This is a genomic window from Streptococcus infantis ATCC 700779 (assembly GCF_000187465.1).
Classification (GTDB): domain Bacteria; phylum Bacillota; class Bacilli; order Lactobacillales; family Streptococcaceae; genus Streptococcus; species Streptococcus infantis.
The window spans coordinates 835,226-848,106 of record NZ_GL732439.1 but is presented as its reverse complement, the minus strand read 5'-3'; the positions used below and the strand labels follow the sequence as shown (position 1 = coordinate 848,106).

8 protein-coding genes are annotated in these 12,881 nt (G+C 37.3%); 7 read left to right on the top strand and 1 reads right to left on the bottom strand.

Translation table 11 applies throughout. The features are described from left to right. Positions 1-101: 101 nt before the first annotated feature. From rexB to HMPREF9423_RS06540, 7 genes are all read left to right on the top strand, one after another. A complete protein-coding gene (gene rexB, locus HMPREF9423_RS06570; protein ID WP_006148553.1) occupies positions 102-3,353 on the top strand; it encodes an ATP-dependent nuclease subunit B in 3,252 nt (1,083 codons plus the stop codon). Then, positions 3,350-7,000 carry a helicase-exonuclease AddAB subunit AddA gene (gene addA / locus HMPREF9423_RS06565; protein ID WP_006148552.1) on the top strand — a complete coding sequence of 1,217 codons (3,651 nt, stop codon included), beginning with the start codon at positions 3,350-3,352 and terminating at the stop codon, positions 6,998-7,000. The genes rexB and addA overlap by 4 nt, the downstream gene beginning before the upstream one ends. An 89-nt stretch (positions 7,001-7,089) precedes the next feature. Continuing rightward, positions 7,090-7,587 (top strand): YkgJ family cysteine cluster protein, encoded by a 498-nt coding sequence (locus HMPREF9423_RS06560; protein WP_006148551.1) that lies wholly within the window; start codon positions 7,090-7,092, stop codon positions 7,585-7,587. Between the two features lie 209 nt (positions 7,588-7,796). Then, on the top strand, positions 7,797-8,840 hold the full coding sequence (locus HMPREF9423_RS06555) for a bifunctional glycosyltransferase family 2/GtrA family protein (protein ID WP_006148550.1): 1,044 nt from the start codon (positions 7,797-7,799) through the stop codon (positions 8,838-8,840). Further along, the gene (locus tag HMPREF9423_RS06550) at positions 8,837-9,748 is read left to right on the top strand and encodes a phosphodiester glycosidase family protein (protein WP_006148549.1); all 912 of its coding nucleotides are present in this window, start codon (positions 8,837-8,839) and stop codon (positions 9,746-9,748) included. The genes HMPREF9423_RS06555 and HMPREF9423_RS06550 overlap by 4 nt, the downstream gene beginning before the upstream one ends. Next, complete coding sequence (locus HMPREF9423_RS06545) at positions 9,729-10,148, top strand: hypothetical protein (protein WP_006155832.1); 420 nt, start codon at positions 9,729-9,731, stop codon at positions 10,146-10,148. Before HMPREF9423_RS06550 ends, HMPREF9423_RS06545 begins: the two co-directional genes overlap by 20 nt. A 215-nt stretch (positions 10,149-10,363) precedes the next feature. Further along, positions 10,364-12,454 (top strand): glucosaminidase domain-containing protein, encoded by a 2,091-nt coding sequence (locus HMPREF9423_RS06540; RefSeq protein ID WP_006148547.1) that lies wholly within the window; start codon positions 10,364-10,366, stop codon positions 12,452-12,454. Between the two features lie 125 nt (positions 12,455-12,579). Here HMPREF9423_RS06540 and HMPREF9423_RS12665 read toward each other — a convergent pair. Then, positions 12,580-12,881, bottom strand: a 302-nt coding sequence (locus tag HMPREF9423_RS12665) for an LPXTG cell wall anchor domain-containing protein (RefSeq protein WP_029689689.1), incomplete at its 5' end; no start/stop codon positions are given.

The window sequence follows — 12,881 nt, the reverse complement described above, 5'->3', positions numbered from 1 at the left end:
CGTCTTTTGCCTATATTATAGCATATTTTGGGAATCAGAGGCAGAATCTTCTGTTAAATCATGGTATAATATAGAGTAATGAAAAAACAAATGAGGCAGAGATGAAACTACTTTATACCGATATTCGGACTTCTTTGACAGAAATCCTAACTAAGGAGGCTCAAGGACTAGTTGCCCAAGGCAAACGAGTCTTTTATATCGCCCCTAACTCTCTTTCTTTTGAAAAGGAACGTGCCGTGCTGGAATGTTTAAGCCAGCAGGCTTCTTTTGCTATCACAGTCACGCGCTTCGCTCAAATGGCTCGTTATCTGGTTTTAAATGATATTCCTGAGAGGACTAGTCTTGATGATATCGGTCTTGGTATGGCTTTCTATAAGTGTCTGTCCGAGATTGATCCTAAGGATTTACGTGTTTACGGGGCTATTAAGCAAGATCCTCAATTCATCCAGCAACTGATTGAGATTTATCATGAAATGACAACGGCAAAGATGAGTTTTTTGGACTTGGAAAGTTTGACAGATGCTGATAAACGCTCTGATTTAATCTTGATTTTTGAAAAGATAACAGCGTATTTAAATCAAGGTCAAGTTTCACAAGGAAGTCCATTATCCTATCTGATTGATGCTATCGAAGAAAACAAGGTAAGTAGTGATTTTAGTGAAATTGCCCTAGTCATTGATGGTTTTACCCGTTTTTCTGCAGAAGAGGAACACCTAGTGGATTTGCTTCATCGTAAGGGTGTTGAAATTATTATTGGTGTATATGCGTCTAAGAGAGCCTATAATAGCTCTTTTAGTGAAGGTAACCTCTATCAAGCCAGTGTTGAGTTTCTACGTCATTTAGCTTTTAAATATCAGACCAAGGCAGAAGATGCATGTCAAGAACATAAAAACCTTGATGCTTTTGCCAAGGCCTCAAAATTACTGGAAAGTGCTTATGATTATTCTGAAATCAGTTTGGAAGTGGATGCTAAGGATAGAGAAGAATTGCAAATCTGGTCTTGTCTGACACAAAAAGAAGAGCTGGAGCTCGTTGCTCGTAGTATTCGCCAGAAATTGCACCAAGAGCCAAAACTTAGCTATAAGAATTTTCATATCTTACTAGGAGACGTAGAGTCTTATAAACTGTCCTTGCAGACAATTTTTAATCAATATCAGATTCCCTTCTATCTGGGGAGAAGTGAGTCTATGGCTCATCATCCTTTGACTCAATTTGTAGAATCTGTGGGACGTCTCAAACGGTACTATTTCCGTCAAGAAGATTTGATTAATCTCTTGCGAACTGGCTTATATACCGACATTAGTCAAGAAGAAATCGATAGCTTTGAACAATATATCCGCTATTTAGGTATTGATGGACTTTCTAACTTTAAACAAGAGTTTACAAAAAATCATCATGGAAAATTTGATTTAGAAAAATTAAATGAGCTGCGTGTCCGTGTCCTAAATCCACTAGAAACTTTATTATCCAGTCGTAAGCAAAAGACTGAAAATATCCTTACAAAATGGAATAACTTTTTGAAGGACGCATCTGTTACCAAGCAATTACAATCCTTATCTGAAACGATGGATGCGACAGAGCAAGAAAGACAAGAAGAGGTATGGAAAGCATTTTGCCACGTAATGGAGCAATTTGCGACTGTTTTTGAAGGGTCCCAGGTCACTTTAGATGATTTCTTGGCTCTTCTTCATTCAGGGATGTCCTTGTCAAATTATCGTACAATCCCAGCAACGGTAGATAAGGTTCTGGTGCAAAGTTATGATTTGATTGCGCCTTTGACTTCTGATTACATCTATGCACTTGGCTTAACCCAGGATCATCTACCTAAAATCACCCAAAACATGAGTTTATTGAGTGATGAAGAAAGAGAAGTACTGAACCAAAGGACTCAAGAAGGCTCTCAATTATTGATTGCTAGCCATGAAAATCTTAAGAAGAATCGCTATACCATGCTTTCTTTGGTAAATTCTGCCAAGAAGCAATTGGTCTTATCGACACCAAGTTTACTCAATGAAAACGAGAGCAAAGAGTCATTTTATCTGAAAGAATTGCAGGATTTTGGTTTTAGCAAGATTGAAAAGAGAATCGATCGAAGAAACCTATCAAAGGATGATATTGGTTCTTATCACAGTCTTTTGTCTAGTCTTGTTGCTTATCACCAGCAAGGTGAGTCGGAGACAAGTGAGCAGGACTTAACCTTTATTAAGGTTCTAGCTCGTGTCATGGGGAGAAAATTAGAAGATCAAGGTCTTGAAAATCCTGTCCTACCGACTAGTCCAAAAAGTAAGACCTTAGCTACTGAAACTTTGGAAGCCTTGTATCCTCAAGATCAGGATTTCTATCTATCAACTTCTGGATTAACAGAGTTTTATCGTAATGAATACAGCTATTACCTTCGTTATGTCTTAGGCTTGCAGGAAGAATTACGTTTGCGACCTGATGCTCGAAGCCATGGGAATTTCTTGCATCGTATTTTTGAACGAGCTATGAAACTTCCTGTTGATACACCTTTTGACCGACGTTTAGAACAAGCAATCTCTGAAACCAGTCAAGAACGTGAGTTTCAAGCCATTTATCAAGAAAGTTTGGAAGCCCAATTAACCAAGGAAGTTCTTTTAGACGTTGCGCGTGCAACTGGGCATATACTTCGTCATAATTCTGAAATTGAAACAATTCAGGAAGAAGCAGTCTTTGGTGGTAAGGAACAAGCCTTTGTCCAGTTAGATAACGGCAGAAATGTCTATGTCCGTGGTAAAGTTGACCGTATAGATCGCTTAAAGACAAGTGATGCGATTGGTGTTGTAGACTACAAATCTTCTCTAACTCAGTTTAACTTCCCTCTCTTTTATAACGGCCTTAATTCACAATTACCAACCTATCTGGCTGCACTTAAAAAAGAAGGAAATACAGACTTCTTTGGTGCCATGTATTTAGAGATGACTGAGCCAGTTCAGTCCTTACAAACTGTTAAAACTCTTTCAAAGGCTTTAGCAGAAACAACTAAGACTATGAAGTATCAAGGGTTATTTCTTGAAAAAGAGATAAAGAACCTTGGGGAACTATATAATAAAAACAAGACCTATCAGTTGTCTGATGAGGAATTCCAGTTATTGTTGGATTATAATGCCCTTATCTATAAGAAAGCTGCTGAGAAGATTTTATCTGGTAGATTTGCTATCAATCCTTACACAGAAGACGGCAGAAGTATTGCTCCTTATGTCCAACAATATCAGTCGATAACTGGTTTTGAAGCTAATTACCATTTAGGTCAAGCTAGATTGTTAGATAAGGTCGCTAAGAGCAATGATAAAGAAACATGGTTTAATAAAATAAGAGAGGAGTTGGAGCGATGAAATTTTTATCCCAAGAAGAGATTGAAAAGTTGCAAATAGAAGAAGCTCATTCTGACAAGAAACCCAAGAAAACTGCTGAGCAAATTCAAGCTATATACAGTTCTGGTCAAAATATTCTGGTCTCAGCATCAGCTGGCTCAGGAAAAACCTTTGTCATGGCTGAACGAATTCTTGATCAACTAGCGCGTGGTGTAGAAATTCGCCAACTCTTTATCTCAACCTTTACGGTAAAGGCAGCAACCGAGTTAAAAGAACGCTTGGAAAAGAAAATCAGCCAACAAATCCAAGAAACTCAAGATATGGAGCTAAAAAAGCATCTTGGAAGACAATTAGCTGATTTACCAAACGCTGCTATCGGAACTATGGACTCTTTTACTCAGAAGTTCCTGGCTAAACATGGTTATCTGATTGACCTCGCTCCAAACTTCCGCATTCTTGAGAATGAAAGTGAGCAACTCCTCTTAAAGAATGATGTTTTTCGACAAGTTTTCGAAAGTCACTACCAAAGTAAGGAACAAGAACAGTTTAGTCAGCTGGTCAAGAACTTTGCGGGTAAAAGTAAGGATGCACGTGGATTGCGTAAACAGGTCTATATGATTTATGACTTTTTGCAATCTACAAGTAATCCTCAGGCCTGGCTACAGGAATCTTTCTTAAAAGGATTCAAAAAGGCCGATTTTACAAGTTCTAAAGAAAAGCTGGCTCAAGATATTCAGCAAATACTCTGGGAATTGGAAAGTTTCTTCCGTTACCATCTAGAGAATGATGCCAAGGAATTTGGGAAAGCTGCCTACTTAGAAGCTGTCCAACAAGTTCTTGATGAAATCGGAGCTTTAACCAACGAATCAACTTTTAATCAATATCAAGAAGTTCTAGAGCGAGTTGTGTGTATTTCTAAGGATAAGGGTGGCCGTGCTCTCACAAATGCTAGTCGCAAGGCTGAACTCCTAGAACTGAAAGAAGCATACAACCAAAAGAGAAAAGACAAGTTTGAAAAGCTAATTGCACTAAATGACCAAATTACTTTATTGAAATTCCAAGAAGATTATCATCAAGAGTCTTGGGACTTGGCAATGACTTTTCAAGTTTTCATGAGTGATTTTGTTGATGCCTATCGAAAGCGTAAGCGTGAAGAAAATGCCTTCGAATTTGCGGATATTAGTCACTATACTATTGAGATTCTGGAAAACTTCCCTCAAGTTCGAAAAGAGTATCAGGAACGCTTCCACGAAGTCATGGTCGATGAGTACCAAGATACCAACCATATCCAGGAAAGAATGTTAGAACTTCTCTCTAACGGGCATAACCGTTTTATGGTGGGAGATATCAAGCAGTCTATTTATCGTTTTAGACAGGCAGATCCCCAAATCTTCAATGAAAAATTCCACAGTTTTGCTCAGGATAGCAAAGAAGGTCAGTTAATACTGCTCAAGGAAAACTTCCGTAGTAGTTCTGAAGTACTAAATGCTACCAATGACGTCTTTAAGCATCTCATGGATGAGGAAGTTGGAGAGATTTCTTATGACGGCATGCATCAACTTGTTTTCGGAAATACTGATTTACAGCCAGATCCAGAAAACAAGGCAGAAGTCCTCTTGTATGATAAGGATGTTGATGGTGATTCTAAGGAAGAGGAAGAGTTTTCGTCCAACAAACTGACTGGTGAAATGCGAATGGTCATTAAGGAGATATTGCATCTTCATAATGATAAAGGGGTTCCTTTTAATGACATTGCTCTCTTAACTGCCAGCAGAAGTCGGAATGACCATGTTCTACTTGCTTTGTCGGAATATGGGATACCAGTTAAAACTGATGGCGCTCTAAACAATTATTTGCAATCTTTAGAAGTGCAGGTTATGTTGGATACTCTTCGTGTTATCCATAATCCTCTCCAAGACTTTGCTTTAGTAGCTCTCATGAAGTCTCCTATGTTTAGCTTTGATGAAGATGAATTAGCTCGTCTATCTCTTCAAAATTCTGAGGATAAGGTTCAAGAGAACTTTTATGAAAAACTAGTCAATGCTCAAGCAAAAACTAGTATCCAAAAGGATTTAATAAAATCTGAACTCCATAAAAAGCTTAACCTTTTCTTGGAAACTGTTAATGCTTGGCGTTTGTTCTCAAAAACGCATTCGCTTTATGACCTTATTTGGAAAATCTATAGCGAACGTTTCTACTATGATTATGTTGGTGCTTTACCAAATGGTCAAGCTAGACAGGCCAACCTCTATGCCCTAGCACTACGAGCTGACCAGTTTGAAAAGAGTAATTTTAAAGGCTTATCACGTTTCATAACTATGATTGATCAAGTCTTGGAAGCCAAGCACGACCTTGCCAGTGTCACTGTAGCTCCACCTAAGGATGCTGTGGAGCTTATGAGTATTCATAAGAGTAAGGGGCTTGAGTTCCCTTATGTCTTTATTCTCAATATTGATCAGCAATTTAACAAGCAAGATTCCATGTCTGAAGTTATCCTAAGTCGTAAAAATGGCCTTGGTCTTAAGTACGTAGCTAGAGTAGCTACAAATGCAAAAGAGGAATATCTTCCATCTACAATTAAGTTATCGATTCCAAGCTTGACTTATAGTCAAAATGAAGAGGAGCTCCAATTAGCAAGCTATTCTGAGTTAATGCGTTTACTGTATGTAGCTATGACTCGTGCTGAGAAAAAACTTTATCTAGTCGGAAAGGGATCGAGAGAAAAGTTGGAGTCTAAAGAATACCCGACAAATGGGCAAGGTCTCCTAACTCGTCAAACCAGGTTAGATGCTCAAAATTTCCAGGACTGGATTTGGGCCATCTATCAAGCTTTTTCTAAAGAGGACTTACACTTTAGTGTTCGTTTCGAGGGTGAAGAACAACTGACAGAAGAAGCTATCGGTAAATTGGAAAATAAAAGCCAGCTCCAAGATCTTTCTCAGGCAAGCAACCGTCAGTCTGATACCATTAGGGAAGCTTTACAAATGCTGAAAGAAGTGGAAGTGTATAATGAAATCCACCGTGCAGCAATCAATCTTCCAAGTGTGCAAACTCCAAGTCAGATTAAAAAGTTTTATGAACCAGTCATGGATATGGAAGGTGTAGTGGTAGCTGGTCAAAGTAGGCCAAAAGAAACTACTCTCCAATTTGAACTGCCAGATTTTTCCAAGACTGAAAAAGTTACTGGAGCTGAAATTGGTAGTGCTACCCATGAACTTATGCAGCGAATTAACCTTTGTCATAAACCAAGTATCGAAACTCTAACAGAAGCATTGGAACAAGTGCAAGCGAGTTCAGCTGTTAAAGATAAAGTTAATCTAGAAAAAATCTTGTCTTTCTTTGATACAGATCTTGGTCAAGAGATTCTTGCAAACCAAGATAAACTGTATCGAGAACAACCGTTCTCAATGTTAAAACGAGATGATAAAAGTCAGGAAGATTTTGTTGTCCGTGGAATCTTAGATGGTTATCTAGTCTATGAGGACAAGATTATTCTATTTGACTACAAGACAGACCGATACGATTATGCTAGTCAATTGATTGAGCGTTATCGTGGTCAACTGGAACTTTATGCAGAAGCCTTGTCTCGTTCTTACCAAATAGATCAAGTTGAAAAATATTTGATTTTACTTGGTAAAGAAATGGTTGAGGTGGTCGAAGTCAACTAATCTTATAAAAACTATTGCCTTAATGGCAGTAGTTTTTATTTATTTTCAGTTATGGTATACTAGTTTCAGAAAAGGATGTAAAAGAATCTATGCCAAAAGAAATCGATATCGAATACTATCACCAATTAGCATTACAAAAGCAAAAAGAACATCGTAAATTTCTTGGAAATTTGAAGAAGAAAGCACCAAAAAACCTAGATAAGATTGCGCTGGAGATTCACCAAGAAGTGTTTGAAGAAATTGATTGTACAGCCTGTGCTAACTGTTGCAAGAGCCTTGGACCAGACTTTAAGGAAGCAGATATTATACGCATTGCCAAGTACTTTAAAATGAAATTACCAGCCTTCGAAGCCGAGTTTCTCCAAGTTGATGAAGACGGTGATAAGGTCTTTAAGTCAATGCCTTGTCCGTTTCTCGGTGGTGACAATCTCTGTTCCATCTATGATGTCCGTCCCAAGGCTTGTAGAGAATTTCCACATACCGACCGTAAAAAGATTTATCAAATCAATAATCTGACTATCAAAAACACTTTAACTTGTCCCGCAGCCTATCTCTTTGTCGAGAAATTAAGAGATAAAATAGAGTAAATAGTTTATTTTATAATAAATTCCATCCTCAAATTCATTTGCTATTTGAGGATTTTTGTATATTTATTAATATTGTTTGTTTTTGATTTCTAAAGGAAATGAGTTCCATTCTTAAAGTTTCTTAAACTTTTTCTTAAAGAAAACTGATATAAGGTATCTTTAAGCGATGTTCTGTATAGTTATACCATCATTAAGAAAGGAGTGCCGGTATGAACTATATAGTAATTCCAGCTTATCAACCTGATAATAAACTTATCAAACTCATCGAAAAAATCCACGAAAAGAGTGATTTTCATATTCTAATTATCGACGACGGTAGTTCATCAAAGTGTCAAAATATCTTTGATAAAGCAGAACAATATGCTACGGTGCTCCGTCACCAAGTGAATCAAGGTAAAGGCCAAGCGCTTAAAACGGCCTTTGCTTATATCCAACAACAAAATAGCTATGGAACGGTTGTAACGGCAGACGCAGATGGTCAGCATAAGATTTGGGATATTTTCCGTACGGCTAACAAAGCTTCTGAAAATCCTAATAAGCTAGTCTTAGGTGTGCGGGCCTTCACAGGTAAAGTACCCCTTCGTAGCCGTTTCGGAAATAGCTTGACAAAAGCACTTTTTAAGATTCAAACTGGGGTAGAAGTAGCAGATACTCAGACAGGACTTCGAGCTTTTACAACAAATCTTATTCCTTTTATGCTAAAGATCGAAGGACAACGTTATGAATATGAAATGAATATGCTACTTGAAGCTACTAAAGAATATCAAATTTTAGAAGTTCCCATCGAAACTGTCTATATCAATGATAATGAGGATTCACACTTCCGACCAATAAAAGATGGGCTCATGATTTATAAAAATATTTTTAAATTCGCCCTGTCATCTCTCAGTAGTTTTGTTGTAGACTATATCGTTTACGCTATTGCAATCTTGTTTTTACCAACAGCGCCAACAAGTTTCCGAATTTTCCTAGCTAACGGACTAGCTCGTGTGACAAGCTCCGTTTTTAACTACTCTACAAATAAAAAACTAGTCTTTAAAAACGACGATAGCCTTGTGAAAACAGGAATGGGATACTTTGGTCTAGCAGTTGGACTCTTTGTCTTAGACACGCTACTGATTCGTCTCTTCTTTACAGTCTTTGGTGTCAACCTTCTGATCGCTAAAGTTATCGTCGGCATCCTTCTCTTCGCTGTCTCTTGGACAGTGCAGAAGAAATTCATCTTTAAGGAAAGGACATCAACTGTACTATGAAATTTTTAAAGAAACCATATGCTTATGCCTCGATTCTTGGCCTACTCTTGACAGGATCCTTTAGTTACTCCATGTTAAAGACTTTTGTTCTTGCTGAGACTATTTCGACAGTAGCAACAACTAATACAAGTTCCAATACAGCTCAAGCTAGTCAAGCTGCTAAAACAGCAACAGTAACTAACTCAAGTTATAAGGACGAGAATATCTCTATCAATTTGACTGAAACGACGGTTAATCATACCCAGGTGTATGTTGCAGATGTTACAGTAAATTCATCAGAATATCTAAAAACAGCATTTGCTCAAAACTCATTTGGAACAAACGTAACAGCTAAAACATCTGTCACTGCTGCAGATAATGATGCAATTTTAGCAGTCAATGGCGACTATTACGGTGCCAACTCTTCGGGTTATGTTATCCGTAATGGAGTTGTCTATCGTGATACTGTCCGTGAAAATTCTAATAATGGTGATTTAGCCATTTATAAAGATGGTTCTTTCAAGATTATTTACGAGGATCAGATTTCAGCTGAGCAACTAGTCAAAGACGGAGTTGTTAATCTCTTAGCTTTTGGTCCTGCCTTGGTCGAAAATGGTGAAATAGCAGTAGGAAAAAACCAAGAAGTTGGACAAGCTATGGCTTCGAATCCACGTACAGCTATTGGTATTATCGACGAAAACCACTACATTATTGTTGTTTCTGACGGACGTACTTCTGAAAGTGAAGGTCTCTCTTTGTACCAGCTTGCTGAAGTTATGAAATCCTATGGTGCAAAAACTGCCTACAATCTTGATGGTGGGGGATCCTCTACACTTTACTTCAACGGTCAGATTATCAACAAACCAACGACTGGAGGAAACAAAATTTCAGAAAGGGCGGTGAGTGATATTGTCTACATCGGTTATTAATCCTAACAAAAAACGTTTTAAAAAAGCTGCCATCTCTTATACACTAATTACGATTTTCTTCTTTGCTTTTTCTAGAATTTATGAAGCATTTAGTTTTGGAGAGACATCTGTCCATATGCACTATTTATTTGCGGTACCTCTTATTGGAGGAATTCTACTAGCAATCTTTCTCAAAGTTCTTCCTCAATTTTCTCGTATTAGTCTTAATTTATGGAATTCGGCAGTAGCAATTGCTACAACAGGAACACTATTCCGTGGGATTGTCAATCTATCTGGTCGTTCAACTACTCTTGATGCCCCTTACTGGTATGTAGGTATTGCTTTTGCAGTACTAGCTCTTTTATCAATTTTTATAAATCCTATTCGATTGAAGAAGAATGTCAGAACAGCAGAAGTTTAGATAAATGATAAAAAGTAGTCGTTCACACCCTGTTCGACTACTTTTTGTTGACTTTTATTTCTAAATTGTTTTAACAATATTACAACTTTCTTTCTTCTTTAAGACGTTACTTTTATAATTGAAATTATATTGTATAATAAAGTGGATAAACGTTGTCTTTAAAACGATAAGTAAGAAGTAAAAAATATAGGGAATATAAAATTGAAAGGTAAAAAATGAAAAAGATATTACTAGCAAGTACAATTGTTCTTTCCATAGCCGGGATTTCTAAAACAACTGTATTAGCAGAGGAAAACCAAGCTACAAACAAAGTACAAAGTTCAGAAAAAACTGTAGCAAATGGAACGAGTAAAGAAGCTAAAGAGAAAAAGCAAGCTCAAGGTCAAGAGCAGAACGATAAGCAGAATCAAAACTCAAATCAACAGAATCCAGAAAAAGATTCTTCTCAATCTACACAGAAACAAGAAACAGCCCTTACCAAGGATAACTCTTCAACAGAAGAAATTACTGAAGAGGTCAACAAAGAAGGTTGGCAAAAAGAGAATGGTCAATGGCGTTATTATGAAAATAAAAAGGCTGTCAAAAATTGGAAGAAGATTGCTGGAGTTTGGTATTATTTTAACCAGGATGGTACCATGCTTAGCAATACAGTTTATGATGACTATCTCTTTAATAAAAGCGGTGCTATGGTTGAAACTTCTTGGGTAAAAATAGATGAGAAGTGGTATTATGCCACAGAATCAGGAAAGATTATCCGCAACAAATGGGAAAAAATTAACGATTCATGGTATCGTTTTGATGAAACTGGTATCATGTTAAGCAAAACCATTTATAATGACTATCTTCTTCAGACTAGCGGTGCTATGGCTGAAAAGAACTGGGTAAAAATGGATGAAAAGTGGTACTATGCCACAGAATCAGGAAAGATTATCCGCAACAAATGGGAAAAAATTAACGGTTCATGGTATCGTTTTGATGAAGCTGGTATCATGTTAAGTAAAACCATTTATAATGACTATCTTCTTCAGACTAGCGGTGCTATGGCTGAAAAGAACTGGGTAAAAATGGATGAAAAGTGGTACTATGCTACTGATTCAGGTAAAGTCGTTCGTAATAAATGGGAAAAGATTAATAGCTCTTGGTACTTATTTGACAAAGACGGGGTCATGTTGAGTAGTCAATGGAAAGATAAATACTACCTAAAAGATAGTGGTGCTATGGCACAAAGTGAATGGATTTTTGACAAACAGTACAATAGCTGGTTCTACTTAAAACCAGATGGGACTTATGCTGAAAATCAATGGCAAGGGTCCTACTATCTTAAATCAGGTGGCTATATGGCCAAAAATGAGTGGATCTTTGATAAGAGTTACAATGCTTGGTATTATCTGAAAGAAGATGGACTATATGCTACTGGAACTCTTAAAATCAAAGGTAAAGATTATAGTTTCGAGAATAATGGAAAATGGATTTCTAATCCGTCTGCATCAACTTACTATAAGGTAAAACCAATTATAGCCTATGTATATAGTGCCTCTGGTAGTAGACTTAGCTATATTTCGCAAGGTTCTATCGTGGCTGTTTCTGCCTCAGGAGCTCAAGGAGAAAGACTACCAGTTCAGATTTCTGGACTTTCAGGCTTTATGAATAAGAGTGACCTTGTAGCTGTGAATGAAAGTGACGAGTTTATCCCTCATTATACGACTGACGGTCGTTACGTTTACCACGAATTATCACCATATACAAGCGTTCGTGTAGCACCTCATAGTTCATCTATGGCTATTGGTAAAAAATACTATTCAGCGGATGGTGTTAACTTTGATACCTTTAAAGTCGAGAATCCATTCCTCTATCGAGACTTAAGAAAGCCAACCAATTACACAGCAGCTGAACTAGATAAAGTTTATTCTCTTATGAATATTAACGGAAGTCGTCTCGCAGGTAAAGGAGAGGTCTTCAAAGAAGCAGAGAAACGTTATCAGGTCAATGCACTCTATCTAATGGCGCACAGTGCTCTAGAAAGTGCATGGGGACGTAGTCAGATTGCTAAGGATAAGAATAACTTCTTTGGTATTGCTGCCTATGATACAACTCCATATGATTCAGCAAAGAGTTTTGACAATGTCGACAAAGGAATCTTGGGGGCAGCTAAATGGATCCGAGAGAATTATATTGATGAAGGTAGAACTCATCTTGGTAATAAATCATCTGGAATGAACACTCTTTACGCTTCTGATCCATATTGGGGTGAAAAGATTGCAAGTATCATGATGACTATCAATAGTAAACTTGGTGAAAAGGACTAAAATATTTTAAAATCGATGACCATAAAATGGTTATCGATTTTTATTTTTAATCATACAAAAAGGATTTACTTTTTAAAAGTAAATCCTTTTTGAACTTCTAATCAAACCTAATCTCTAATTTAGAATTAGTCTTTTTTTGATTTATGTAGAAATGCTACCAAAATAATGGATGAAATTAAGGTTACAAAACCAATGATAGTGACTAATGTTCCTTTACCTTCTCCAGTTTTTGGCAGTCCAGGTTTTTCTTCAGTAGTAGTTACAGAAGTCGTAGTAGGCGCTTCAGTAGTAGTTACAGAAGTCGTAGTAGGCGCTTCAGTAGTAGTTACAGAAGTCGTAGTAGGCGCTTCTGTTGTAGTAGGAGCTTCTGTTGTTGTAGGAGCTTCTGTTGTTGTAGGCGCTTCTGTTGTAGTAGGAGCTTCTGTTG

What these genes read in the sequence shown, in the direction of transcription:
- HMPREF9423_RS06550 (WP_006148549.1), top strand. Translation starts at nt 8,837, where the DNA reads ATGAAATTTTTAAAGAAACCATATGCTTATGCCTCGATTCTTGGCCTA.
- rexB (WP_006148553.1), top strand. Translation starts at nt 102, where the DNA reads ATGAAACTACTTTATACCGATATTCGGACTTCTTTGACAGAAATCCTA.
- HMPREF9423_RS06540 (WP_006148547.1), top strand. Translation starts at nt 10,364, where the DNA reads ATGAAAAAGATATTACTAGCAAGTACAATTGTTCTTTCCATAGCCGGG.
- HMPREF9423_RS06560 (WP_006148551.1), top strand. Translation starts at nt 7,090, where the DNA reads ATGCCAAAAGAAATCGATATCGAATACTATCACCAATTAGCATTACAA.
- HMPREF9423_RS06555 (WP_006148550.1), top strand. Translation starts at nt 7,797, where the DNA reads ATGAACTATATAGTAATTCCAGCTTATCAACCTGATAATAAACTTATC.
- addA (WP_006148552.1), top strand. Translation starts at nt 3,350, where the DNA reads ATGAAATTTTTATCCCAAGAAGAGATTGAAAAGTTGCAAATAGAAGAA.